At 73.9% G+C, this 24,898-nt stretch carries 18 protein-coding genes; 16 read left to right on the top strand and 2 right to left on the bottom strand.

The window, feature by feature from the left end; all coding sequences use genetic code 11:
- Positions 1-35: 35 nt before the first annotated feature.
- The 6 genes from ACGF15_RS06285 to ACGF15_RS06310 all read left to right on the top strand — a co-directional run bounded on the left by ACGF15_RS06285 (position 36) and on the right by ACGF15_RS06310 (position 6,974).
- Positions 36-1,187 carry an ABC transporter ATP-binding protein gene (locus ACGF15_RS06285; protein WP_345614078.1) on the top strand — a complete coding sequence of 384 codons (1,152 nt, stop codon included), beginning with the start codon at positions 36-38 and terminating at the stop codon, positions 1,185-1,187.
- Positions 1,184-2,113, top strand: coding sequence for an ABC transporter permease (locus tag ACGF15_RS06290; RefSeq protein ID WP_362607145.1), 930 nt, complete (start codon positions 1,184-1,186; stop codon positions 2,111-2,113). The genes ACGF15_RS06285 and ACGF15_RS06290 overlap by 4 nt, the downstream gene beginning before the upstream one ends.
- Positions 2,113-2,910: an ABC transporter permease gene (locus ACGF15_RS06295; RefSeq protein WP_345614076.1), complete on the top strand. Its 798-nt coding sequence runs from the start codon at positions 2,113-2,115 to the stop codon at positions 2,908-2,910. Before ACGF15_RS06290 ends, ACGF15_RS06295 begins: the two co-directional genes overlap by 1 nt.
- Before the next feature lie 33 nt (positions 2,911-2,943).
- Positions 2,944-4,356, top strand: coding sequence for an FAD-dependent oxidoreductase (locus tag ACGF15_RS06300; RefSeq protein WP_345614075.1), 1,413 nt, complete (start codon positions 2,944-2,946; stop codon positions 4,354-4,356).
- A 223-nt stretch (positions 4,357-4,579) separates the two neighbouring features.
- Positions 4,580-5,065 (top strand): hypothetical protein, encoded by a 486-nt coding sequence (locus tag ACGF15_RS06305; RefSeq protein ID WP_345614074.1) that lies wholly within the window; start codon positions 4,580-4,582, stop codon positions 5,063-5,065.
- A gap of 112 nt (positions 5,066-5,177) precedes the next feature.
- A complete protein-coding gene (locus tag ACGF15_RS06310) occupies positions 5,178-6,974 on the top strand; it encodes a chitinase (protein WP_392797026.1) in 1,797 nt (598 codons plus the stop codon).
- Here the strand turns inward: ACGF15_RS06310 and ACGF15_RS06315 are convergent.
- A complete protein-coding gene (locus ACGF15_RS06315) occupies positions 6,925-7,572 on the bottom strand; it encodes a phosphatase PAP2 family protein (protein WP_392797027.1) in 648 nt (215 codons plus the stop codon). The two genes, ACGF15_RS06310 and ACGF15_RS06315, sit on opposite strands and share 50 nt — an antisense overlap.
- 316 nt (positions 7,573-7,888) lie before the next feature.
- A complete protein-coding gene (gabT, locus tag ACGF15_RS06320; RefSeq protein ID WP_345614071.1) occupies positions 7,889-9,223 on the bottom strand; it encodes a 4-aminobutyrate--2-oxoglutarate transaminase in 1,335 nt (444 codons plus the stop codon).
- Positions 9,224-9,756: 533 nt separating this feature from the next.
- On the opposite strand from gabT, the gene ACGF15_RS06325 reads away from it, so the two are divergent.
- The 10 genes from ACGF15_RS06325 to ispG all read left to right on the top strand — a co-directional run bounded on the left by ACGF15_RS06325 (position 9,757) and on the right by ispG (position 24,787).
- Positions 9,757-12,051: an ATP/GTP-binding protein gene (locus ACGF15_RS06325; protein WP_345614070.1), complete on the top strand. Its 2,295-nt coding sequence runs from the start codon at positions 9,757-9,759 to the stop codon at positions 12,049-12,051.
- Between the two features lie 131 nt (positions 12,052-12,182).
- Positions 12,183-13,757 (top strand): PucR family transcriptional regulator, encoded by a 1,575-nt coding sequence (locus ACGF15_RS06330; RefSeq protein ID WP_392797028.1) that lies wholly within the window; start codon positions 12,183-12,185, stop codon positions 13,755-13,757.
- Between the two features lie 277 nt (positions 13,758-14,034).
- Positions 14,035-15,183: an EamA family transporter gene (locus tag ACGF15_RS06335; protein ID WP_345614068.1), complete on the top strand. Its 1,149-nt coding sequence runs from the start codon at positions 14,035-14,037 to the stop codon at positions 15,181-15,183.
- Positions 15,180-16,625 carry an aldehyde dehydrogenase family protein gene (locus ACGF15_RS06340; protein WP_392797029.1) on the top strand — a complete coding sequence of 482 codons (1,446 nt, stop codon included), beginning with the start codon at positions 15,180-15,182 and terminating at the stop codon, positions 16,623-16,625. Before ACGF15_RS06335 ends, ACGF15_RS06340 begins: the two co-directional genes overlap by 4 nt.
- 196 nt (positions 16,626-16,821) lie before the next feature.
- Positions 16,822-17,136 carry a MazG-like family protein gene (locus ACGF15_RS06345; RefSeq protein ID WP_392797030.1) on the top strand — a complete coding sequence of 105 codons (315 nt, stop codon included), beginning with the start codon at positions 16,822-16,824 and terminating at the stop codon, positions 17,134-17,136.
- A gap of 146 nt (positions 17,137-17,282) precedes the next feature.
- A complete protein-coding gene (locus tag ACGF15_RS06350) occupies positions 17,283-19,280 on the top strand; it encodes an acyl-CoA dehydrogenase family protein (RefSeq protein WP_345614064.1) in 1,998 nt (665 codons plus the stop codon).
- 152 nt (positions 19,281-19,432) lie between these two features.
- Positions 19,433-20,719 carry a 3-phosphoshikimate 1-carboxyvinyltransferase gene (gene aroA, locus ACGF15_RS06355; RefSeq protein ID WP_392797031.1) on the top strand — a complete coding sequence of 429 codons (1,287 nt, stop codon included), beginning with the start codon at positions 19,433-19,435 and terminating at the stop codon, positions 20,717-20,719.
- Positions 20,720-20,899: 180 nt separating this feature from the next.
- Positions 20,900-22,171 carry a 1-deoxy-D-xylulose-5-phosphate reductoisomerase gene (gene dxr, locus ACGF15_RS06360; protein ID WP_345614062.1) on the top strand — a complete coding sequence of 424 codons (1,272 nt, stop codon included), beginning with the start codon at positions 20,900-20,902 and terminating at the stop codon, positions 22,169-22,171.
- Positions 22,168-23,466, top strand: coding sequence for a site-2 protease family protein (locus ACGF15_RS06365; RefSeq protein ID WP_360642612.1), 1,299 nt, complete (start codon positions 22,168-22,170; stop codon positions 23,464-23,466). The genes dxr and ACGF15_RS06365 overlap by 4 nt, the downstream gene beginning before the upstream one ends.
- A 163-nt stretch (positions 23,467-23,629) precedes the next feature.
- A complete protein-coding gene (gene ispG / locus ACGF15_RS06370; RefSeq protein ID WP_392797032.1) occupies positions 23,630-24,787 on the top strand; it encodes a flavodoxin-dependent (E)-4-hydroxy-3-methylbut-2-enyl-diphosphate synthase in 1,158 nt (385 codons plus the stop codon).
- The last annotated feature ends 111 nt before the right edge of the window (positions 24,788-24,898 follow it).

The following is a 24,898-nucleotide window of genomic DNA, read 5'->3' on the forward strand; positions in this document are numbered from 1 at the left end:
CCCGCCATCGGACCGACACACCTGGGACGCGACCCATGACAGACACCACCGCGGGCGGGGACGTCCGCCTCGCCGGGATCAGCAAGACCTACGGCTCCTTCACCGCCGTCCACCCCCTGGACCTGACCGTGCCGCAGGGCTCCTTCTTCGCCCTGCTCGGGGCCTCCGGCTGCGGCAAGACCACCACGCTGCGCATGATCGCGGGCCTGGAGGACCCCACCACCGGGACGGTCTCGCTCGGCGAGCGGGACGTGACCGCGCTGCCGCCGCACAAGCGGCCGGTCAACACCGTCTTCCAGAGCTATGCGCTCTTCCCGCACCTGAACATCCACGAGAACATCGCCTTCGGTCTGCGCCGCCGCGGTGTCACCTCGGTGAAGAAGCAGGTCGCCGAGATGCTGGACCTCGTCCAGCTCGGCGACTTCGCCCACCGCAAGCCGCACCAGCTCTCCGGCGGGCAGCAGCAGCGCGTGGCCGTGGCCCGCGCCCTGATCAACCACCCGCAGGTCCTGCTGCTCGACGAGCCGCTGGGCGCCCTCGACCTCAAGCTGCGCCGCCAGATGCAGCTGGAGCTCAAGCGCATCCAGACCGAGGTCGGCATCACCTTCGTCCACGTCACCCACGACCAGGAGGAGGCCATGACCATGGCCGACACGGTCGCGGTCATGAACGGCGGCCGGGTCGAGCAGCTCGGTGCCCCCGCGGAGCTGTACGAGCACCCGCGCACCACCTTCGTCGCCAACTTCCTCGGCACCTCCAACCTGATCGAGGCCGAGGTCGTCGACGCCGGGAGCGGAGAGGTGGTCGTCACCGCGGGCGGCGGCAAGCTGCGGCTGCCCGGGGAGCGGTGCCCCGAGGGCGTCCGCACGGGCAGCAGGCTCCTCGTCGGCGTCCGCCCGGAGAAGATCGCCCTCACCCCCGCGGCGGAGGCCGACTCCGTGGCCCCCGGGCGCAACACCGTCACCGGCCGCATAGCCGCCTCGTCCTTCATCGGCGTCTCCACGCAGTACGTGGTGGAGAGCCCGGCGGGCAAGGCCCTGGAGGTCTACGTCCAGAACGTGGAGCAGCGGGCCGGGCTGGTCCCGGGGGCCGAGGTCGTCCTGCACTGGAGCCCCGAGCACACCTTCGGGCTCGACGCCGCCCAGGACATCGCGGCCGGAGTGGAGTCCGTGGAGGAGACGCCGTGACCCTCACCGACGCGCCACCCGCGCCCCCCTCACCCCCGGCACCCGTCGTGCGCAAGGTCCCCTCACGCCGTCGGCTCGTGCCCTACCTGCTGCTGCTCCCGGGCATCCTGTGGCTGCTGGTGTTCTTCGCGCTGCCGCTGCTCTACCAGGCCTCCACCTCCGTGCAGACCGGTTCCCTGGAGGAGGGCTACGAGGTCACCTGGCACTTCGCCACCTACTGGGAGGCGCTCGCCGAGTACTGGCCCCAGTTCCTGCGCTCGCTGCTCTACGCGGGGACGGCCACGGCCCTGTGCCTGCTGCTCGGCTACCCGCTGGCCTACCTGATCGCCTTCAAGGCCGGCCGCTGGCGCAACCTGCTGCTGGTCCTGGTGATCGCCCCCTTCTTCACCAGCTTCCTGATCCGCACACTCGCCTGGAAGACGATCCTCGCCGACGGCGGGCCCGTGGTGGACCTCCTGAACACCCTCCACGTCCTCGACGTCACCTCCTGGCTCGGGCTCACCTCCGGGGAGCGGGTGCTGGCCACGCCGCTGGCGGTGGTCACCGGTCTGACCTACAACTTCCTGCCGTTCATGATCCTTCCGCTCTACACCTCGCTGGAGCGGATCGACCCCCGGCTCCACGAGGCGGCGGGCGACCTCTACGCGAGCCCCGCGACCGTGTTCCGCAAGGTGACCTTCCCGCTCTCCATGCCGGGCGTGGTCTCCGGGACGCTGCTGACCTTCATCCCCGCCAGCGGCGACTACGTCAACGCCGAACTGCTCGGCTCCACCGACACCCGCATGATCGGCAACGTCATCCAGTCCCAGTTCCTGAGAGTGCTGGACTACCCGACGGCCGCCGCGCTGTCGTTCATCCTCATGGCGGCCGTGCTGGTCACGGTCACCGTCTACATCCGCCGCGCCGGAACGGAGGACCTGGTCTGATGCGTTGGCTCAAGCGCAACCTCGTGGTCCTGGCCGGCCTGCTCACGCTGGCCTACCTGATCGTCCCGAACATCGTCGTGCTGGTGTTCTCCTTCAACAAGCCGGCCGGGCGCTTCAACTACTCCTGGCAGGAGTTCTCCACCGACGCCTGGACCGACCCCTGCGGCGTCGCCGACCTGTGCGGCTCCCTCGCCCTCTCGCTCCAGATCGCCCTCTGGGCGACGATCGGCGCCACCGTGCTCGGTGCGATGATCGCCTTCGCCCTGGTGCGCTACCGCTTCCGCGCCCGCGGCCCGATCAACTCCCTGATCTTCCTGCCGATGGCCATGCCCGAGGTCGTCATGGCGGCCTCGCTGCTCACCCTCTTCCTCAACCTGGGGGTGCAGCTGGGCTTCTGGACGATCCTGATCGCCCACACCATGTTCTGCCTCAGCTTCGTGGTCGTCGCGGTCAAGGCCCGTGTGCTGTCGATGGACCCGAGGCTGGAGGAGGCGGCGCGCGACCTGTACGCCGGCCCCTTCCAGACCTTCTGGCGGGTCACCCTCCCGATCGCCGCGCCCGGCATCGCGGCGGGCGCCATGCTCGCCTTCGCCCTGTCCTTCGACGACTTCATCATCACCAACTTCAACTCCGGCTCCACGGTGACGTTCCCGATGTTCGTCTGGGGCTCGGCGCAGCGCGGCACACCGGTGCAGATCAACGTCATCGGCACCGCCATGTTCGCGATCGCCGTCCTCGTGGTGGTGGCCGGACAGCTGATCAGCAACCGGCGGCAGAAGGCCGCCCTGCCCAAGTAGGCCGCTCCCGCGGCCGACGAAGGAGTGGAAACCATGGCCCCAGCAGCCATGACCTTTGCCTCGTCGCTCTCCGACGCCCAGCCCGTCGCCTACTGGCTGGACGACCCCGGCAGGCCGGCGGCGCTGCCCGCCCTCACCGGCACCGAGCAGTGCGACCTGCTCGTGGTCGGCGGCGGCTACAGCGGCCTGTGGACCGCGCTGCTCGCCAAGGAGCGCGACCCCTCCCGGGACGTCGTGCTGATCGAGGGCCGGGAGGCGGGCTGGGCCGCCTCCGGCCGCAACGGCGGCTTCTGCGCCGCCTCCCTCACCCACGGCCTCGGCAACGGGCTGGCCCGCTGGCCCGAGGAGATGCCGCTGCTGGAGGAGCTGGGCGCCCGCAACCTGGACGCCATCGGGGAGGCCGTCGCCCGCCACGGCATCGACTGCGACTTCGAGCGCACCGGCGAGATCGACGTCGCCACCGAGCCCCACCAGCTCCGTGAACTCCACGAGGTCCACGAGGAGGCCACCCGCCTGGGCTTCTCCGGCCGGGAACTCCTCGACCGGGACGCCGTGCGCGCCGAGGTGGACTCGCCGACCTTCCTCGGCGGGCTGTGGGACCGCGATGGCGTGGCCATGCTGAACCCGGCCCGCCTGGCCTGGGGGCTCAAGCGGGCCTGCCGCGAACTCGGCGTCCGCGTCTACGAGAACACCCCGGGCCTCGACCTCGTCCGCCACGGCGCGGGGATGGCCGTCCGCACCCCCTACGGCCGCGTCCTCGCGCGCACGGTCGCGCTCGGCACCAACGTCTTCCCCTCGCTGGTGCGCCGCGTCCGCCCGTACACCGTGCCCGTCTACGACTACGCGCTGATGACCGAGCCGCTGAGCACGGAGCAGCTCGACTCCGTCGGCTGGAAGCGGCGGCAGGGGCTGGGCGACAGCGCCAACCAGTTCCACTACTTCCGCCTCACCGCCGACCACCGCATCCTGTGGGGCGGCTACGACGCGATCTACCCGTTCGGCGGCCGCCTCAGCGCCGAGCGGGACCACCGGCCCGAGACCTACCTGACGCTGGCCCGGAACTTCTTCCGGTGCTTCCCGCAACTGGAGGGGCTGCGCTTCTCCCACGCCTGGGGCGGGGCGATCGACACCTGCTCGCGCTTCTCCGCGTTCTTCGGCACGGCCCATGCCGGGCGGGTCGCCTACGCCGCCGGGTACACCGGGCTGGGGGTCGGTGCGACCCGTTTCGGCGCCGAGGTGATGCTCGACCTCCTCGACGGCGCGGACACCGAGCGCACCCGGCTGGCGATGGTCCGCTCCAAGCCGCTGCCCTTCCCGCCGGAGCCCGTGGCCTGGGCGGGCATCGGCATCACCAAGTGGTCGATGGCCCGGGCCGACGCCAACGGCGGGCGGCGCAACCTCTGGCTGCGTGCGATGGACCGGCTGGGCCTCGGTTTCGACAGCTGACCCGGCCGCCCGGCCGCGGGCGGTGCCGCGGCCGGGTCCGGGGCCCTGCCCCCGACCGGCCCGCTCGGGGGCGGTGTGGCGGCCCGCTCGGGGTCCTGGCGCCCGGCGCGCCCCGGGCGGGAGCCAGGTTCACTCCTACGAGTGAGGCGAATCCGCGTCATGAACGGCCCCTTCCGCTCTCTGTACAGGTGACGGCACATACCGACACAGAGGGAGAGACGCCATGGGCACGGGGGCGAAGAGCGCGGTGGAGTGGCTGGCCGGTGCGGCACCGGATCCCGACGCCTGCCGGTGGGCATGGGAGCGCAGCGCCCTGGGGATCGCGCTGCTGCCGGCGGGCAGGCGCTGGGACGTCCTCATCCTCCCCGGTGAGCTGGGCTACCCCACGCTGGACGTCCTCACCCGGCTGGTGGGGCGGCCCGGCCCGGTGCTCGCCGATTCCGGCGAGGAGCGCACGGGCTTCTTCGTCCCACCGGGGACGGCGGATCGCTGGCTGGGGTCGGGGGTGCGCACGGCCGGGTACGGCACCTGGATCGCGGTGCCGTACCCGGGGCGAGCCACCGGCAGGGTGCGCTGGCTGGTGGTCCCCGACGGCTCGGGGGCGCTGAACGACCCCGCCCTGCTCGAACTGGCCCTGCACGAGGCCGCGGCGGGGATCGCGGAGGCGCGCAGGCGGGCCGGGAGGGGCCCGGAGGGGGCGGTCTGGTGAACCCCGTCCGGTGCCGGAGGTCTTGACAACCCGATTGGTCTGGACCATGTTGTGCGCGCTCCCTCTATCCCGCGCGTCCGCACCTCTCCATCCCCCATGCCCGGAGGCAGTTGTGCACCGCACCAGACTCGGCGCCGCCCTGGCGGCCGCCGCCCTCGCCGCATCGGCGCTCGTGGCCGTCGCCTCCCCGGCGGCCGCGGCCGACACCGAACTCGCCCGCAACGGAGGCTTCGAGGCCGGGCTGACCGGCTGGACCTGCACCGCCGGGAGCGGCTCAGCCGTCTCCTCGCCCGTCCACGGCGGGAGTTCGGCGCTCAGGGCCGCCCCGGCGGGCAGCGACAACGCCCGGTGCTCCCAGACGGTGGCGGTCAGGCCCGACTCCGCCTACAGCCTCAGCGCCTGGGTGCAGGGCTCCTACGTCCACCTGGGGGCCTCCGGGACCGGCACCACGGACGTCTCCACCTGGACGGGCTCGGCCCCCACCTGGCAGCGGCTGGCCACCACCTTCCGCACCGGCCCCTCGACCACCCGGGTCACCGTCTACCTCCACGGCTGGTACGGCACCCCCGCCTACCACGCGGACGACGTCTCCGTCCTCGGCCCGGGCGGCGACCCGGTGACCGTCCCCGCGGCGCCCACGTCGCTCACCGCGGGCACCCCCGGTGCCACCTCGGTGCCGCTCAGCTGGAACCCCTCGTCCGGCGCCGAGGGCTACCACCTCTACCGGGGCGCCGAGCGGATCGCCACGGTCGGCGGGACCTCGGCCACCGCCACCGGGCTCACACCCGAGACGAGCTACAGCTTCCGCGTCTCCGCCTTCAACGAGGCCGGTGAGTCGCCGCAGTCCACGGCCGTCACCGCGACCACGGCCGCGGCCGGCGGCGGGGGCGAACTGCCCGCCCACGCCCTCGTCGGCTATCTGCACGCCAGTTTCGCCAACGGCTCGGGCTATGTGCGCATGGCCGACGTCCCTGATTCCTGGGACGTCGTCAACCTCGCCTTCGGCGAACCGACCACCGCCACCTCCGGGGACATCCGCTTCGGCCTCTGCCCTGCGTCCGAGTGCCCGAACGTGGAGTCCCCGGCCGAGTTCAAGGCGGCGATCAAGGCCAAGCAGGCCGCGGGCAAGAAGGTGCTGATCTCCATCGGCGGCGCCAACGGGCAGGTCCGCCTCGCCAGTGCCGCCGCCCGGGACGCCTTCGTCTCCTCCGTCTCGAAGATCATCGACGAGTACGGCCTCGACGGCCTCGACATCGACTTCGAGGGCCACTCGCTGTCCCTGGACACCGGGGACACCGACTTCCGCAACCCGACCTCGCCGGTCATCGTCAACCTGATCTCCGCCCTCAAGACGCTCAAGGCCCGCTACGGAGCGGACTTCGTCCTCACCATGGCCCCGGAGACCTTCTTCGTGCAGCTCGGCCACCAGTTCTACGGCTCCGGGCCCTGGGGCGGGCAGGATCCGCGCGCCGGCGCCTACCTCCCCGTCATCCACGCACTGCGGGACGACCTGACCCTGCTCCACGTCCAGGACTACAACTCCGGTCCCATCATGGGCCTGGACGGCCAGTACCACTCGATGGGCGGTGCGGACTTCCACATAGCCATGACCGACATGCTCCTTGCGGGCTTCCCCGTCGCGGGCGACCAGAGCAGGGTGTTCCCCGCCCTCCGGCCCGAGCAGGTGGCCATCGGGCTGCCCGCCTCGACGCAGGCCGGCAACGGGTACACCACCCCGGCGGAGGTGAACAAGGCGCTCGACTGCCTCACCCGGGGCACCGGCTGCGGAAGCTACCGCACCCACGGCACCTGGCCGGCCCTTCGCGGTCTGATGACCTGGTCCATCAACTGGGACCGCTTCAACGACCGGGAGTTCTCGCGGAACTTCGACGCCTACCCCTGGAGCTGAGCGGACCGCCGACGGCGCGGTCCAGCAGCACCAGGACCGCGCCGAACAGGCACCAGCTCCCGAGCACGTCCAGCGGCCAGTGGTAGCCGCGCAGGACGAGGCCGATGCCCGTCGCCAGGGCGAGCCCCGCGGCGACGGGCAGGGGCCAGCGGCGCCGTGTGTGCGGGTGCAGCAGCAGAGCGGCGCCCAGATAGGCCACCATGGCCGTCGCCGTGTGCCCGGACGGATACCAGCCCGTGCCCGGCTCCAGCGGACCGGGCCGGGCGATCAGCGCCTTCAGGGGAGCGACCACCGCCGGGACGGAGCCCATCGCCGCCAGCGCCCATGCCGCATGCCGCCACCGCCGGTGGCGCCAGACGACCCACGCGGCCACCAGTCCGAGGACGGGCGGCGCGACGGCCATCGCACCGAGATCCGCCAGCGGCTGGGTGACGGCGTCCGGCGCCGTCCGGAACAGGGCGCGGCCCAGCCGCTCGTCCGCCGCGCGCAGCGGCCCCTCTGCCGCCACCTGCCAGGTGACCAGCGCGAAGAGCGCACAGCACAGGGCCGCCAGATACGCGGAAGGAAGCCGCGGAGAGCGCGAAGAGGCCGGCCGCATCGGAACAGGGGGGGTTGTTCCGCCACGGCCGGCCGGATCGGCCCACCGCGCGCCCCGGGGGGTGTGGGGCGGGCGGCCGTCCGATCGGTGAGGAGTTCCGGAGCACAGGGCTCCGGGGGTGTGCGCGGTGGCACGCCCGGGACGGGCCGGGGGAGGCTCGGCCCGGGTGCCGTCCGGGCTCTCGCCCGGGCGGGGTGTCTCACTCATCTGCCGGAACCGTACGACAGGCGCAGGGGGCCCGGCAGCCGGATTCCCATCCCGCCATCGGCCCCCCACACCTTCTTCACAGCGCCGTTCCCGCCCTCACCGGAGCACCTCAGACGGCGGCGAACGCCTGCTCGATGATGTCCAGGCCCTCGTTCAGCAGCTCCTCGCCGATCACCAGCGGCGGCAGGAAGCGCAGCACATTGCCGTAGGTGCCGCAGGTCAGCACCAGCAGGCCCTCGGCGTGGCACGCCTTGGCCAGTGCGGCCGCGGCCTCGGGGTGCGGCTCCTTCGAGGCCGGGTCCTTCACCAGCTCGACGGCGATCATGGCGCCGCGGCCGCGGATGTCGCCGATGATCCCGTACTTCTCCTGCATGGCGGTGAGGCGGCCCTTCATGAGCTCCTCGATACGCCGGGCCCGGCCGTTGAGGTCGAGCTCCTTCATGGTCTCGATCGCACCGAGCGCTCCCGCGCAGGCCACCGGGTTGCCGCCGTAGGTCCCGCCCAGGCCGCCGGCGTGCGGGGCATCCATGATCTCGGCCCGGCCGGTGACGGCGGCCAGCGGCAGGCCGCCGGCGATGCCCTTGGCCGTGGTGATCAGGTCGGGGACGACACCCTCGTCCTCGCAGGCGAACCACTGGCCGGTGCGGCAGAAGCCGGACTGGATCTCGTCGGCGACGAACACGATGCCGTTGTCCTTGGCGAACTGGGCGATCGCGGGGAGGAAGCCCTTGGCCGGCTCGATGAAGCCGCCCTCGCCGAGGACCGGCTCGATGATGATCGCGGCCACGTTCCCGGCGCCGACCTGCTTGCCGATCTGGTCGATGGCCTGCGCCGCGGCCTCGGGGCCGCAGTTGTCCGGGCCGGTCGGCCAGCGGTAGCCGTAGGCCACCGGCACGCGGTACACCTCGGGCGCGAACGGCCCGAAGCCGTGCTTGTACGGCATGTTCTTCGCCGTGAGCGCCATCGTCAGGTTGGTACGGCCGTGGTAGCCGTGGTCGAAGACCACGACGGCCTGGCGCCCGGTGTGGGCGCGGGCGATCTTCACCGCGTTCTCCACGGCCTCGGCGCCCGAGTTGAACAGCGCCGACTTCTTGGCGTGGTCTCCCGGGGTCAGTTCGGCGAGGGCCTCGCAGACCTCCACGTAGCCCTCGTAGGGGGTGACCATGAAGCAGGTGTGGGTGAAGTCGGCGAGCTGCGCGGAGGCGCGCCGCACGACCGCCTCGGCCGAGGCGCCCACCGAGGTCACGGCGATACCGGAGCCGAAGTCGATCAGGCGGTTGCCGTCGACGTCCTCGATGATCCCGCCGCCCGCGCGCGCCGTGAACACGGGCAGCACGGACCCCACGCCGCCGGCGACCGTGGCCGTGCGGCGGGCCTGAAGCTCCTGCGACTTCGGGCCGGGGATGGCGGTGACGACGCGGCGCTCCTGCGGGATGGCGGTCATGCGGGGCTCCTGGGGGGTTCTTGCGGACGCTTGCTGTCTTTCCCGCAGGCTAGGTCCGCCGGAGCGGAGCGGGCATGCGCCGTTCGGGAGTGTTGTGGGTGTGTCGTTGTCCGCGGAGGACATACCCGCGAGGGCGGGGCCCGGCCCCGGGGGTCCCCGCCGCCCGCCCCGTGCTGTCCCTCCCGTGCCGGTCCGCCTCCGAGTCCGCCCGCTCTCCGCTCCGTCCGGCTCCTGCGCCGCCCCGTACGGGCCGCGGTGCTCCGGGAGCCGCCGCCCGGTTGCTGCGGTCCCGCGGTCCGGTGCCCCGCCCTCGGCCGCCGGGCACTCCCGCCGCGCCCTCGGCCGCCGCGCCCTCGGTGGCACAGGGTGCGCGGCCCCTCCCGCGCCCGGTACGCCCGCTCCCGCGCCCGGTACGCCCCTTCCGCGCGGCGCGGGAGCGCCGGAGCCCCGGGGAATCGGTGGACTGCCCGCCCCGGGGCACTAGATTGACGGGTGCACAGATGCGGGCCTGGCTGGTCAGGGGGCAGCGGTTCATGGAATCCGAAGGCACTTTCGACGCGCGGGTCACCCGCGCCCATCCCGTGCCCCGTCCTGCGGGACCGCCGCCGCAGCTGCCTCCGGGCGTCCCGGCCCGCCCCTCCCGGGCGCCTGCCACCCGGCCCGGAGTGGTGGAGTGGCTGCGCACCCGCAGACCCGAGGCGGCTCCCGGCGTCTGGCGGTTCGGCCACCGCGAGCGGCCCGCCGAGGAGCCCGAGGCCGTCCCCGCGCGCCAGCTGTTCAGCGGCGCCTTCATCGCCTACCTGTGCGGCTGGCTCGTCTGGTCCCTGCTGTGGAACGGGTACCTCGAAGGCTGGTGGATCTTCGTCGACGACTGGTGGCTGCTGCCCATGCTGTGGGTGGTGCCCGAGGAGTGGCGTTCGGGCACCAGCTCCTTCGCCGAGCTGTTCGTCGTCGTCATCTACCTCTACTACGCCTTCATCCTCTCCCTCTTCGCGCACCTGTTCGGCAAGGTGGGCAACTGGCACGAGGTGTGGCAGCGGTACGGGGTGCCGCTGTGGCCCCTGTTCGTCCTGCTCCCCGGCGTCTGGCGGGAGATGCCCCGCACCTCCTGGCTGCTGTGGGTCTCCAACGCCTACTACCTCCTGCTGGCGGTGGCGCTGGTGGCCGCGGTCGGCCGGGCCGGCTCCTGGCCCGCGGTCCGCCGCCGTCTGGCCGCCCGGCGGGGGGCCGCCGCCCCGCCGCCGCCCGAGGCCGACCCCGTCGAATGGCCCGAGATCCACCGGGCCGGTCTGCCGGAGGCCGCCGCCACCCTCGCCGCCGCCACCCGTTCGGGGGCCCTCGGCGACGTCGACTACGCCCGTATCCGCCGCGCCTGGCAGGGCGTGCACGCCCGTCCCGACCGGATCGCGGCCTTCGCCGACACCGTGCGCCGCCACGGCCCCGCGGCCTGCGCCCACCCCTCGGGCCTGCGCGACCTGCCCGCCCGCACCGCCGCCCACGACCTGGCCACCGGGCAGGTGCGCATCGGCACGGTCGCCGACGACCCCCGCAACCCCTATGCCCGCCGGACCACCGGGCTCGCCCTGGAGCCCGCCCTGCTCGGCACCTCGCTGCTCGCCGTCGGCCCGTCGGGCTGCGGCAAGAGCGTCCGGCTGGTCAGGCCCGTCGTGGAGTCGCTGTGCCTGCTCGCCCTGGCCAACCGGGCGGCCGTGGTCACCGTGACCGCCCAGGGCTCCGGCCTCGCCCCGGACCACTGCTTCGACCTGGTCGTCTCCCCGGGGGACCCCGGTTCCACCCACGACCTGGACCTCTACGGCGGAGCCGAGGACCCCGACGAGGCCGCCCGCGGACTCGCCGAGGCACTGGTCGGCGATCTCGCGGCCGCCCTGCCCGGCGGCGACAGCCGCCGCGCCGCCACCGCACTCGCCCAGCTCATCGGCCCCTACCGATGCGTCCACGGGCGCTTCCCCGCCGTGCCGGACCTGCGCGAGCTGCTGGGCGGAGCCCCGGCCGCGCTCCGGGAGCTGCGCACCGCGCTCCAGGCCGCGGGCGAGGCCGCCCAACTGCGGGAACTGGACGCCCGCGAGCGCCAGTCGGCCCGTGCGGACGACATCGGCGTCCTGCTGGCGGAGCGCATCGCCTTCCTCGACCGCCCGGCCTTCGCCGGCTCCTTCCGCACCGACGGCGGCGGTCGGCCGTTCTCCCTCCGGGCCGTGGAGCACCCCCTGCGCGTGCGCGTCGACCTCCCCGAGCGGGGCCATGCCGAGGCGTCCCGGATCATCGCGCGCCTGGTGCTGGCCCAGTTCACCGAGGCCGTCCTCGGCCGGGAGGACCGCTCGCTCTTCGCCTGCCTCGTCCTGGACGACGCCTCCTCCACCGTGACCGCCGAGTCGGTCCGCGCGGTCCAGCGGCTGCGCGGAGCCAACGCGGGCGTGGTGCTGGCCCTGCGCTCCCTGGAGGACGTGCCCGAGCCGCTGCGCGGTCCGCTGCTCGGCGCGGTCGGCTGCCGGATGGCCTTCGCGGGGCTCGCCCCCTGGGACGGCGGCCGCTTCGCCGACACCTGGGGCACCGAGTGGGTGCAGACGCGGGATGTCACCGACCGGCAGATCGTCGTCGACGAGCCCCTGACCAAGGCGCTGCACGCGATGCGCCGCCTGGTCACCGGCAAGGCCGTCACCGCGCAGGCGGTCACCGTCCGCGAGGTGGAGCGGGCCCGCTGGTCCGCCTCGGACCTGGCCCACGCGGTGCCCGCCGGGCACGCGGTGCTCTCGCTCACCAGCGTCGCGGGCGAGCACGCGCCACCGCTCCTGGTCGACCTGCGCACCTGAGGCGCCCCGCCGCACTCCCGCCCGGAGCCCCCGCCGACCGGGGCGGGAGTGCGACACCCTGGCAGAATCGAGCCGAGCCGTTCATACGGGACGGCGCAATCCCGTGCTCCCGTTCGAAGGGCCCCCGGTCCATGCCGCCCACACTCGCCTCGCTCGTCCAGCACTCGGCGCTCAAGCTCGCCGTGCGCGCCGGCCAGGACCGGCTGGACACGCCCGTGCGCTGGGCCCATGTCAGCGAGCTCGCCGACCCCGTGCCGTACATGGAGGGCGGGGAGCTGCTGCTGGTCACCGCCATGAACCTGGACGCCGAGGACCGCGAGGCCATGCGCCGCTACGTGCGCCGCCTGGTCGGCGCCGGCGTCGTGGGCCTGGGCTTCGCGGTGGGCGTCTTCTACGAGGACGTGCCCGAGGCGCTGGTGGAGGCCGCCGAGGCCGAAGGGCTGCCGCTGCTGGCGGTCCCGCGCCGCACCCCCTTCCTGGCCATCGCCAAGGCGGTCTCGGCGGCCATCGCCGCCGAGACGTACCGGGCGGTCACCGCGGGGTTCGAGGCGCAGCGGGAGATGACCCGGGCCGCGCTCGCCGAGGGGCCGGACGGCATCGTGGCGCGGCTCGCCGCCCATGTCGACGGCTGGGCGGCCCTGTACGACGCCTCCGGCGCCGTCGTCGCCGCCGCTCCCGACTGGGCCGCCCGCAGGGCCGGCCGGTACGCGGGCGACGTCGCCCGGCTGCGCGAGCGCACCGCCCCCGCCAGCGCGGTCGTCGGCGCGGACGCGGGCGAGGACCGGGTGGAGCTCCAGTCGCTCGGCACCGGGCGCCGGGTGCGCGGGGTCCTTGCGGTGGGGACGGCGGCGCCGCTGGGCACCGCGGAGCGCTACGCGGTGCACTCGGCGGTCGCCCTGCTCACCCTGGCGACGGCCCGCTCGCGCACCCTCCAGGCGGCGGAGCAGCGGCTGGGCACCGCGGTGCTGCGGATGCTGCTGGCCGGCCAGTCCGAGCACGCCCGCGCCGTCGCCGGAGACCTCTACGGCGGGCTGCTCGACGCCCCCTTCCGGCTGCTGCTGGCCGAGCCGGCCGGGGATCCCTCCGGCCGGGAGCCGCGGCGCCCCCCGGCGGCCTTCGCCGAGGGTGTGGAGGCGGCGGCCGCCCGGGCGGGCGAGGCCGTGCTCGCGGTGCCCGATCTCGACGACCGGATGGTGGTCCTGGCCCGTGACGGCGGCGAGGTCGTCGCCCACTGCGCCGACGCCTACGGCGACCGGGATGCCGAGGAGGCGGGTGCGGTCGTCGGCCTCTCCGCACCGGCGGGTCCCAGCGCCGCGGCCGCCGCCCACCGGCAGGCGGAGCAGGCCCTGTCCGTGGCCAGGCGGCGCGGCCGGGCGCTGGTGGAGCACGAGGAGCTCGCGGCCGGGTCGATCGTGTCCCTGCTCGCGGACGACGTGGTCCGGGCCTTCGCCGACGGGACGCTGCGCGCACTGCGCGAGCACGACGCCACGGGCCGGGGCGACCTCGTCGCCTCGCTGCGCGCCTGGCTGGCGCACCACGGCCAGTGGGACGCCGCCGCCGCGGACCTGGGGGTGCACCGGCACACCCTGCGCTACCGGATGCGCCGGGTGGAGGAGATCCTGGGCCGTTCCCTGGACGACCCGGACGTGCGCATGGAGCTCTGGCTCGCGCTGAAGACGGCGGGTGAGCGGCCCGGGGACCGCTGACACCCCGCTCCCGGTCCCGGCCCGGGCCGCGGCGCCCGCCCCGCTCCCTGCCCCGGGCCGCGGCGCCCGCCCGTGTCCGCCGCCCCGCCCCTGCCCGGCGGGCCCCGGGCCCGCTCACCCGGCCCCGTACCGGCCTGGAGGCGACCACCCCGGGGGCGAGGCCGGACAGGTCGGGTTTCTCCTGCCCATGGCCTCTCGCGGTCATGAATACATGATTCCTGCCCGAACTCGGGCAGATTTCTTGGCGTTTGGGGCTGCGGATCCTAGTCTCCTGGTCATGACAAGCCCTGCGGCAGCGTCTGCCGCCTCCCGCCGTCCGTCCGCGCGCACGGCCCCGGCTCCGCCCCCCGCCGCACCGCGCCGCCGCACCGGGGGCGCCGTGTGGACCGCCCTGGCCATCGTCTACGTGGTCTGGGGCTCGACCTACCTCGGCATCAAGATCGTCGTGGAGACGATGCCCCCGTTCCTGTCGGCGGCGGGCCGCTTCGTCGTCGCGGGCCTGGTCCTCGCGGGCCTCGTCGCCTGGCGCCGGGGGCCGGGCGCCCTGCGGGCCGCTCCCCGGCAGCTGGCCGGTGCGGCCGTCGTCGGCCTGCTGCTGCTCCTCGGCGGCAACGGGCTCGTCGTCCTCGCCGAGACGACCGTCCCCTCCGGACTGACCGCCCTCCTCATCGCCGTCGTCCCCGCCTGGGTGGTCCTGCTGCGCCGCGCGTCCGGCGACCGGCCCGGACGCGGCGCCTACGCCGGGGTGGCCCTCGGGCTGGCGGGCCTCGCCGCGCTGACCCTGCCCGGGCTCAGCGGCGCGGTCCACATCGCGGGCGTGCTCACCGTGGTCGCCGCCACGGCGCTGTGGGCGGTGGGCTCGTTCTCCTCGTCCCGCATACCGATGCCCTCCGACCCCTTCGCCGCCAGCGCCTACGAGATGGTCGCGGGCGGACTCGGCTGCGCCGCGGTGGCACTGCTGCGCGGCGAGCACCGCGGCTTCTCCCTCGCCGAGGTCTCGGCCCGGTCCTGGAGCGCCTTCGCCTTCCTCGTCGTGTTCGGCTCGCTGATCGCCTTCACCGCCTACGCCTGGCTCCTGCACACGGCGCCGCTGTCCCTGGTGGCGACCTACGCCTACGTCAACCCCGTGGTCGCCGTACTCCTCGGCGCGCTGGTCCTGGGAGAGGCGCTGACCTGGCCCGTCGTCCTCGGCGGTGCGGTGGTCGTGACCGGTGTGTGCCTCATCGTCAGCACCGAGCGCCGCGGGGGCCCGCCGCGGACGGACCCTCCGGCGGGGCCGCCGCCCCTGCCCGCACCCGCCGAATGGTCCAGTGCGGACGACGCACCACTCCACGGCGGACAAACGACCGGAGCCGGTCGCGGCCCTACCGTGTGCACAGAAGCAGCAACCCCCACTCCTTCGGAAGGGCCGGGACCCGCACGATGACTTCCACCCACGCCTTCTGGCTCGCCGGCCGCCAGGCCACCGGCGAGACCGCCTTCGACGTCACCTCCCCCTGGGACGGCCGCCTCGTCGGCAGCGTCTCCGTGCCGACCGAGGTCCAGGTCGAGGAGGCGGTGGCCGCCGCGCACGCGGCGGTGGACGAGTTCGCCGCCACGCCCGCCCATGTGCGCGCCGCCGCCCTGGACCACGTCTCCAGGCGCCTGGCCGAGCGCACGGAGGAGATCGCCCGGCTGATCTCCGCCGAGAACGGCAAGCCGATCAAGTGGGCCCGCGGCGAGGTCGGCCGGGCCGTCTCGGTCTTCCGCTTCGCCGCCGAGGAGGCCCGCCGCTTCAACGGCGGCGAGGCCCAGCGCCTCGACACCGACGCCGGCGGCCAGGGCCGCCTGGCGCTCACCCGCCGGGTGCCCAAGGGCGTGGTCCTCGGGATCGCCCCCTTCAACTTCCCGCTGAACCTCAGCGCCCACAAGGTCGCCCCGGCCATCGCCGTCGGCGCGCCGATCATCCTCAAGCCCGCCCCGGCCACCCCGCTGTCGGCGCTGGTCCTGGGCGAACTGCTGGCCGAGACCGAGCTGCCCGCCGGTTCCTGGTCGGTCCTGCCGGTGCCCAACGACCGCATGCCCGCCCTGGTGCAGGACGAGCGGCTGCCGGTGATCTCCTTCACCGGTTCCGGACCGGTGGGCTACGCGATCATGGACTCGGTGCCGCGCAAGCACTGCACCCTGGAGCTCGGCGGCAACGGCGCCGCCGTCGTCCTTGCCGACTGGGCGAGCGAGTCCGACCTGGACTGGGCGGCCTCCCGCATCGCGACCTTCTCCAACTACCAGGGCGGCCAGTCCTGCATCTCCGTGCAGCGGGTGATCGCCGACGCGAGCGTCTACGACCGCCTGCTGCCGAAGATCGTCGCCGCCGTCGAGTCCCAGGTCACCGGCGACCCCTCCGAGGACGCCACCGACGTCGGCCCGCTCGTCAGCGAGGACGCGGCCCGGCGCGTGGAGTCCTGGGTGGACGAGGCCGTCCGCGGCGGTGCCCGGCTCCTGACCGGAGGCAAGCGCGAGGGCGCCTCCTACGCCCCCACCGTCCTCACCGACCTGCCCGCCGACTCCACCCTGGCCTGCGAGGAGGTCTTCGGCCCGGTGCTCAGCGTCACCCGGGTCGACGGCGAGGCGGAGGCCTTCGCCGCCGTCAACGACTCCCAGTACGGCCTCCAGGCGGGCGTGTTCACCCACGACGTCCGGACCGCCTTCCGCGCCCACCGCGCGCTGGAGGTCGGCGGCGTGATCATCGGCGACGTCCCCTCCTACCGCGCGGACCAGATGCCCTACGGCGGTGCCAAGCAGTCGGGTGTCGGCCGTGAGGGCGTGGCCTACGCGATGGACGACTACACCTACGAGCGCGTGCTGGTCCTGACCGGCCTGGCCCTCTGAGCCACCGCCGATAGGCAGCGCGAGACCGCGGCCGGAGCCCACTGTGCGGGGGCTCCGGCCGCGGTCGTACGCGCCCGGACGCGCAGGTGGCCGCCGCCCCGGGGCGCATCGCCCCCGGGCGCCCCGCCCGTGCGGGATGCTGGTCGTCCGCCGCGCCCGCGGGACGCGGGCGGACACCGCCGCCGAGGAGGGCCCGATGGACGAGGTGTGGGACCGCGTGGAGCGGCTGCGCCGCTGGCTGGACGCGGAGGCGGCCCCGGCCGCCTCCGGCGACACCCGTCTGCTGCGCGTACTGAAGATCGGGGAGGAGTTCGGCGAGGTCGCCGAGGCGCTCCACGGCGCGCTGGGCGCCAATCCCCGCAAGGGCGCCTCCCACAGCTGGGAGGACGTGGAGCGGGAACTCTGCGATGTGATCGTGACGGCCATGGTGGCGCTCCACACCCTCGGCCCCGACGCACCGGCCGCCCTCCGCGAGCGCCTGGGGCACCTGGTGGACCGGGCCGGGGTCTGACACCCGGGCGGCCGGTACCGGCCGCCGACGTACCGCGGGTGCGCCACCGGGCTGGTGGCCGTCCGCGATATCGGGTACGAGGAACGAGTAGCGACCGACCGGGCCCCCGTCCGGTCACGTCCCCGACTCGCGGCGAGGTGAGCCTCATGACCGCCCCACCCGACAAGCCGATCGACACGGACTCAGAAGCCCCCGGGAGAGCCCCCGGCGCCTCCGGGGGCGCCGCACCCAAGGTGACCGAGCGCGAGGCGCGCCAGGTCGCCGAGGCGGCGCGCGAACAGCAGTGGCGCAAGCCGAGCTTCGCCAAGGAGCTCTTCCTGGGGCGCTTCCGCCCCGACCTGATCCACCCCCACCCGCAGCCCACCGGCGAGGCCGTCCGCCGCGGCGAGGAGTTCCTGTCGAGGCTGCGGCGCTTCTGCGAGACGCGGATCGACGGCGCGCGGATCGAGCGCGAGGCACTGATCCCCGACGAGGTCGTCCAGGGCCTGCGCGAACTCGGCGCCCTCGGCATGAAGATCGACCCCCGCTACGGGGGGCTCGGCCTCACCCAGGTCTACTACAACAAGGCGCTGTCGCTCGTCGGTTCGGTCAGTCCGGCCGTCGGCGCCCTGCTCTCCGCCCACCAGTCCATCGGCGTCCCGCAGCCGCTGAAGCTCTTCGGCACCGAGGAGCAGAAGGAGCGCCTCCTGCCGCGCCTGGCGCGGCACGACATCTCGGCCTTCCTGCTCACCGAGCCCGACGTCGGCTCCGACCCCGCCCGGCTCGCCACCACCGCCGTACCCGACGGGGACGACTACGTGCTGGACGGAGTCAAGCTGTGGACCACCAACGGGGTGGTCGCCGACCTGCTCGTCGTGATGGCCCGGGTCCCGCGGAGCGAGGGCCACCCGGGCGGCATCACGGCCTTCGTCGTCGAGGCCGCGAGCGAGGGCGTCACGGTGGAGAACCGCAACGCCTTCATGGGCCTGCGCGGCCTGGAGAACGGCGTCACGCGCTTCCACCGGGTGCGCGTCCCCGCAGCCGACCGCATCGGGCCGGAGGGCGCCGGGCTGAGGATCGCCCTGACCACGCTCAACACGGGCCGGCTCTCGCTGCCCGCGATGTGCGTCGGCGCGGGCAAGTGGTGCCTGAAGATCGCCCGGGAGTGGTCGGCGGTGCGCGAGCAGTGGGGGCGGCCGGTCGCCCGCCACGAGGCCGTGGGCTCCAAGATCTCCTTCATCGCCGCCACCACCTTCGCCCTGGAGGCCGTGGTCGACCTCGCCTCCCAGATGGCCGACGAGGACCGCAACGACATCCGCATCGAGGCCGCCCTCGCCAAGCTCTACGGCTCGGAGATGGCCTGGCTGATGGCCGACGAGCTGGTCCAGATCCGCGGCGGCCGGGGCTTCGAGACCGCCGAGTCGCTCGCCGCGCGCGGCGAGCGGGCCGTCTCCGCCGAGCAGCTGCTGCGCGACCTGCGGATCAACCGCATCTTCGAGGGCTCGACCGAGATCATGCATCTGCTGATCGCCCGGGAGGCGGTCGACGCCCACCTCTCGGTGGCCGGCGACATCATCGACCCCGACAAGCCCGTCGGGGCCAAGGCGAAGGCCGGGGCCAACGCGGCCGCCTTCTACGCCCGCTGGCTGCCCGGACTGGTCACCGGTCCGGGGCAGCTGCCCGGCGCCTACGGCGACTTCCGCCCCTCCGGCCACCGGGACCTCGCCGTCCACCTCAGGTACGTCGAGCGCACCTCGCGGAAGCTGGCCCGCTCCACCTTCTACGCCATGTCCCGGTGGCAGGGCCGGATGGAGACCAAGCAGGGCTTCCTCGGCCGGATCGTCGACATCGGCGCGGAGCTGTTCGCGATGAGCGCGGCCTGCGTGCGCGCCGAGCACCTGCGGGCGTCCGGCGACCACGGCCGCGAGGCGTACCAGCTCGCGGACGCCTTCTGCCGCCAGGCCCGGCTGCGGGTGGAGGAGCTCTTCGGCCGGCTCTGGTCCAACACCGACGACCTCGACCGCACCGTGGTCAGGGGAGTGCTGTCGGGGACGTACACCTGGCTGGAGGAGGGGATCATCGACCCGAGCGGCGAGGGCGCCTGGATCGCCGACGCCACCCCGGGGCCGACGTCACGGGAGAACCTGCACCGCCCCATCCCCTGAGGACGGCGGCACCGCCCGAAAGCGGGGGAGGGCAGGACGCCGTCCTGCCCTCCCCCGGGGCCGAGGGCGCGCGGGGCGCCCCTGCGTCCCGGGGCGTCCATACCCTGGACGCCCCCCGCCCGGGCCCGCCCCACGCGGCAGGATGGGCGCACGTGACCGTCATAGAGATCCCCGGCTCCAAGTCCGTCACCGCCCGCGCGCTCTTCCTCGCCGCGGCCGCCGACGGCACGACCACGCTCCGCCGCCCGCTCGCCTCCGACGACACCGAGGGCTTCGCCGAGGGGCTGCTCGCCCTCGGTTACCGGGTCGAGCGCGAGCCCGCCGTCTGGCGCATCGAGGGCCGCCCCGAGGGCCCCGTGGCCCCGGAGGCCGACGTCCACTGCCGCGACGGCGCCACCACCGCCCGGTTCCTGCCGACCCTCGCGGCGGCGGGGTCCCGCGGCACCTACCGCTTCGACGCCTCCGCGCAGATGCGCCGCCGCCCGCTGGGCCCGCTCACCGGAGCGCTGCGTGCCCTCGGCGTCGACCTGAGGCACCAGGGGGCCGAGGGGCACCATCCGCTCACGGTCGCCGCCCGGGGTGTCGAGGGCGGTGCCCTCACCCTGGACGCGGGCGAGTCCTCCCAGTACCTGACGGCCCTGCTGATGCTCGGGCCGCTCACCCGCAAGGGGCTGCGGATCACCGTCACCGACCTGGTCTCCGCCCCGTACGTGGAGATCACCCTGGCGATGATGAGGAGCTTCGGCGTCGAGGTCCAGCGCGAGGGAAACGTCTTCGCCGTGCCGCCCGGCGGCTACCGCGCCGCGGACTACGCCGTCGAACCCGACGCCTCGACGGCGAGCTACTTCTTCGCGGCGGCCGCCCTGACCCCCGGACGGGAGGTCACCGTCCCCGGACTCGGCGCCGGCGCCCTCCAGGGCGACCTGCGCTTCGTCGAGGTGCTGGGCCGGATGGGCGCCGACGTGCGGGTCGCCGCGGACGCCACCACCGTCCGCGGCACCGACCGGCTGCACGGCCTGACCGTCGCCATGCGGGACATCTCCGACACCATGCCCACCCTCGCCGGCATCGCCCCCTACGCCGACGGCCCGGTGCGCATCGAGGATGTGGCCAACACCCGGGTCAAGGAGTGCGACCGGCTCGACGCCTGCGCCGAGAACCTCGCCCGGCTGGGCGTCGTGGCGTCCACCGGCCCGGCCCACATCGCCATCCGGCCCGGCACCCCCCGCGCTGCCGAGATCGCCACACGCTCGGACCACCGCATCGTCATGTCCTTCGCCGTCACGGGCCTGCGCACCCCCGGGATCACCTTCGACGACCCCGGCTGCGTCCGGAAGACCTTCCCCGGCTTCCACCAGGAGTTCGCCGCCCTGTGCGGCGCCTGGGAGGCCGGACGCCCCGCACCGGACCCCCTCCCCGGGACCGCCGGCGCTCGCTGACCGCCTCCGGGAGCCGGCCGGGAGGCGCCTGCTGACCGCCTCCCGGCCGGGCCCCGGCCCGCGCGTGCGCCCCTTCGCGGCCGCTCGCTCCCGGGCCCCGACGCCCCGGGAGGCAGCGGCGCGCGCCCGTGCGGGGGGCGCGCCGCCCGGAGCCCGGGGATCACCGGCCACAATGGGGGGATGAGCGACAGCCCAGCACCCCTCGCCGACCCGCATCTGAGGTTCGACGCCTCCCACGGACGGCGCGACATCGTCGTCCTCGGCTCGACCGGGTCCATCGGCACGCAGGCGATCGACCTCGTCCTGCGCAACCCCGACCGCTTCCGTGTGACCGCGCTGTCCGCCGCCGGCGGACGGGTGGACCTGCTCGCCGAGCAGGCCCGCAGACTCGGCGCCCGGACCGTCGCGGTGGCCCGCGAGGACGCCGTGCCCGCCCTGCGCGAGGCGCTGGCCGCGCAGTTCGGCACCGAGCCGCTGCCCGAGGTGCTGGCCGGCCCGGACGCGGCGGCCGACCTCGCCGCGTCCCCCTGCCACACCGTGCTCAACGGCATCACCGGCTCCATCGGCCTCGCGCCCACCCTCGCCGCCCTGGAGGCGGGGCGCACCCTCGCGCTCGCCAACAAGGAGTCGCTCATCGTCGGCGGCCCGCTGGTGAAGGCCCTCGCCAAGCCGGGGCAGATCATCCCGGTGGACTCGGAGCACGCCGCGCTCTTCCAGGCACTCGCCGCCGGCACCCGCGCCGACGTCCGCAAGCTGGTCGTGACGGCCTCCGGCGGCCCGTTCCGAGGTCGCACGCGGGCCGAGCTGGAGGGCGTCACCCGCGAGGACGCGCTGGCCCATCCCACCTGGGCCATGGGTCCGGTGATCACCGTCAACAGCGCCACCTTGGTCAACAAGGGGCTCGAGGTCATCGAGGCGCACCTGCTGTACGACATCCCCTTCGAGCGGATCGAGGTCGTCGTCCACCCCCAGTCCTACGTCCACTCGATGGTGGAGTTCACCGACGGCTCCACCCTCGCCCAGGCCACCCCGCCCGACATGCGCGGGCCGATCGCCATCGGCCTCGGCTGGCCGGAGCGGGTGCCCGACGCGGCGCCCGCCTTCGACTGGTCCACGGCCTCCACCTGGGAGTTCTTCCCCCTCGATGAGGACGCCTTTCCCTCGGTGGGACTCGCCCGGCACGTGGGCGGGCTGGGCGGCACGGCTCCGGCGGTGTTCAATGCGGCGAACGAGGAGTGCGTCGAGGCGTTCCTCGACGGACGGCTGCCGTTCAACGCCATCATGGATACGGTCACGGAGGTGGTCTCCGAGCACGGCACCCCCGCGCCCGGAACCTCCCTCACGGTGGCGGACGTCCTCCAGGCGGACGCCTGGGCCCGGGTCCGGGCCCGTGAGACGGCAGCGAAGTACGCCCACAGCGGCGGTGAACGGCCTGCGGAGGCTCGCGCATGACGATTCTGTTGACGGTCCTCGGCATAGTGCTGTTCGGCGTGGGGCTGCTGATCTCCATCGCCTGGCACGAGCTGGGCCATCTGTCGACGGCGAAGATGTTCGGCATCCGGGTGCCGCAGTACATGGTCGGCTTCGGCCCGACGCTGTTCTCCCGTCAGAAGGGGGAGACCGAGTACGGCATCAAGGCCATCCCCATGGGCGGCTACATCCGCATGATCGGCATGTTCCCGCCCGGTGAGGACGGCAGGATCGAGGCGCGCTCCACCTCGCCGTGGCGCGGCATGATCGAGGACGCCCGCTCGGCGGCGTACGAGGAGCTCCAGCCCGGGGACGAGACGCGCCTGTTCTACACGCGCAAGCCGTGGAAGCGCGTCGTCGTGATGTTCGCCGGCCCCTTCATGAACCTCGTCCTCGCGGTGGCGATCTTCCTCAGTGTGCTGATGACCTTCGGCACCCCCACCCAGACCACTGAGGTCGCGGGGGTGCAGAAGTGCGTCATTGAGCAGAGCGAGGACCGCGACACCTGCGCGCCCGGCGACCCCGAGTCCCCGGCGCTGCTCGCGGGGCTGGAGGTGGGCGACCGGATCGTCGCCTTCAACGGCACGCCCATCGAGGACTGGCCCACGCTCTCCGAACGCATCCGCGAGACGATCGGCCCCGCCACCCTCACCGTCGAGCGGGACGGCGCCGAGCGCACGCTCCAGGCCACCCTCATCGAGAACACCGTCGTCAAGAAGGACGCCGACGGAGAGGTGGTCGAGGGCTTCGAGTCGGCGGGCTACCTCGGCTTCGCCGCCCGCACGGAGATCGTGCCGCTGTCCTTCGGCGACTCCGTGGACCGCATGGGCGACATGATCGAGAACGGCGCCGAGGCGATCATCGCCCTGCCGACCAAGATCCCCGACCTGTGGGACGCGGCCTTCGGCGACGGCGAGCGCAAGGACGACTCCCCGGTCGGCGTGGTCGGGGCGGCCCGCCTCAGCGGCGAGGTGCTGAACCTCGACATGCCGACGCAGAACATCGTCGCCACGTTCATGATGCTGCTCGCCGGGTTCAACCTGTCGCTGTTCCTGTTCAACATGCTCCCGCTGCTGCCGCTGGACGGCGGCCATATCGCGGGGGCGCTGTGGGAGTCGCTGCGGCGGGGCTTCGCCAGGCTGTTCCGGCGCCCCGACCCGGGGCCCTTCGACGTGGCCAAGCTGATGCCCGTGGCCTACGTGGTGGCCGGGATCTTCATCTGCTTCACGCTGCTCGTCCTGGTCGCCGACATCGTCAACCCGGTGAAGATCAGCTGATCCCCACCGGCCCGGGCGGCGGCGGGCGCGCACCGCGCCCGCCGTCCCCATCGGGTGGACTTGCCGCGTGCGATGTGCCGGGCCCGACGGCCGTGCCGTAACCTCGGGGTCTGGAGCCCGCCGACGCCGGGACCTCGATCCACATCTTGGGGTTGCACAGCAGATGACTGCAATTTCTCTCGGAATTCCGTCCGTTCCGACGAAGCTCGCCGACCGGAGGGCCAGCCGGAAGATCCAGGTCGGCTCCGTCGCGGTCGGCGGTGACGCGCCGGTCTCGGTGCAGTCCATGACCACCACCCGCACCTCCGACGTCGGCGCCACCCTCCAGCAGATCGCCGAGCTCACCGCCTCGGGCTGCCAGATCGTCCGTGTCGCGTGCCCCACCCAGGACGACGCCGACGCCCTGGCGACCATCGCCCGGAAGTCGCAGATCCCGGTGATCGCCGACATCCACTTCCAGCCGAAGTACGTCTTCGCCGCGATCGACGCCGGCTGCGCCGCGGTCCGCGTCAACCCGGGCAACATCAAGCAGTTCGACGACAAGGTCAGGGAGATCGCCAAGGCGGCCGGGGAGACCGGCACCCCCATCCGGATCGGCGTCAACGCGGGCTCCCTCGACCGCCGCCTGCTGGAGAAGTACGGCAAGGCCACCCCCGAGGCCCTGGTCGAGTCCGCGCTGTGGGAGGCGTCGCTCTTCGAGGAGCACGGCTTCCACGACATCAAGATCTCCGTCAAGCACAACGACCCCGTGGTGATGGTCAACGCCTACCGGCAGCTCGCCGCCCGCTGCGACTACCCGCTGCACCTCGGCGTCACCGAGGCCGGGCCGGCCTTCCAGGGCACCATCAAGTCCGCCGTCGCCTTCGGCGCCCTGCTGTCCGAGGGCATCGGCGACACCATCCGCGTCTCCCTCTCCGCCCCGCCCGCGGAGGAGGTCAAGGTCGGCATCCAGATCCTGGAGTCGCTCAACCTGCGCCAGCGCCGTCTGGAGATCGTCTCCTGCCCCTCCTGCGGCCGCGCCCAGGTCGACGTCTACAAGCTCGCCGACGAGGTCACCGCGGGCCTGGAGGGCATGGAGGTGCCGCTGCGCGTCGCCGTCATGGGCTGTGTCGTCAACGGCCCCGGCGAGGCCCGTGAGGCGGACCTCGGCGTCGCCTCCGGCAACGGCAAGGGGCAGATCTTCGTCAAGGGAGAGGTCATCAAGACCGTGCCCGAGTCCAAGATCGTGGAGACCCTGATCGAGGAGGCCCTGAAGATCGCCGAGCAGATGGAGAAGGACGGCGTCGCCTCCGGCGAACCGCAGATCTCCGTGGCCGGCTGAGGCACGGCCCCCGCGGCGCCCCGGCGGGCCCCGCACGACCCGGTGCGACCGGCCCCGCAGCCCGACGGCTGCGGGGCCGGCGGCCTGCTCGGCAGCTCTCGGCCCGGGCTC

The sequence above is a fragment of the Streptomyces sp. NPDC048001 genome (assembly GCF_043203115.1).
GTDB lineage: Bacteria > Actinomycetota > Actinomycetes > Streptomycetales > Streptomycetaceae > Streptomyces > Streptomyces sanyensis.

Excerpts from the sequence above, each read along its gene's own strand:
- ACGF15_RS06285 (WP_345614078.1), top strand. The coding sequence starts at position 36 with ATGACAGACACCACCGCGGGCGGGGACGTCCGCCTCGCCGGGATCAGC.
- ACGF15_RS06295 (WP_345614076.1), top strand. The coding sequence starts at position 2,113 with ATGCGTTGGCTCAAGCGCAACCTCGTGGTCCTGGCCGGCCTGCTCACG.
- ACGF15_RS06300 (WP_345614075.1), top strand. The coding sequence starts at position 2,944 with ATGGCCCCAGCAGCCATGACCTTTGCCTCGTCGCTCTCCGACGCCCAG.
- ACGF15_RS06305 (WP_345614074.1), top strand. The coding sequence starts at position 4,580 with ATGGGCACGGGGGCGAAGAGCGCGGTGGAGTGGCTGGCCGGTGCGGCA.
- ACGF15_RS06315 (WP_392797027.1), bottom strand. The coding sequence starts at position 7,572 with ATGCGGCCGGCCTCTTCGCGCTCTCCGCGGCTTCCTTCCGCGTATCTG.
- gabT (WP_345614071.1), bottom strand. The coding sequence starts at position 9,223 with ATGACCGCCATCCCGCAGGAGCGCCGCGTCGTCACCGCCATCCCCGGC.
- ACGF15_RS06325 (WP_345614070.1), top strand. The coding sequence starts at position 9,757 with ATGGAATCCGAAGGCACTTTCGACGCGCGGGTCACCCGCGCCCATCCC.
- ACGF15_RS06330 (WP_392797028.1), top strand. The coding sequence starts at position 12,183 with ATGCCGCCCACACTCGCCTCGCTCGTCCAGCACTCGGCGCTCAAGCTC.
- ACGF15_RS06335 (WP_345614068.1), top strand. The coding sequence starts at position 14,035 with ATGACAAGCCCTGCGGCAGCGTCTGCCGCCTCCCGCCGTCCGTCCGCG.
- ACGF15_RS06340 (WP_392797029.1), top strand. The coding sequence starts at position 15,180 with ATGACTTCCACCCACGCCTTCTGGCTCGCCGGCCGCCAGGCCACCGGC.
- ACGF15_RS06345 (WP_392797030.1), top strand. The coding sequence starts at position 16,822 with ATGGACGAGGTGTGGGACCGCGTGGAGCGGCTGCGCCGCTGGCTGGAC.
- ACGF15_RS06350 (WP_345614064.1), top strand. The coding sequence starts at position 17,283 with ATGACCGCCCCACCCGACAAGCCGATCGACACGGACTCAGAAGCCCCC.
- dxr (WP_345614062.1), top strand. The coding sequence starts at position 20,900 with ATGAGCGACAGCCCAGCACCCCTCGCCGACCCGCATCTGAGGTTCGAC.
- ACGF15_RS06365 (WP_360642612.1), top strand. The coding sequence starts at position 22,168 with ATGACGATTCTGTTGACGGTCCTCGGCATAGTGCTGTTCGGCGTGGGG.
- ispG (WP_392797032.1), top strand. The coding sequence starts at position 23,630 with ATGACTGCAATTTCTCTCGGAATTCCGTCCGTTCCGACGAAGCTCGCC.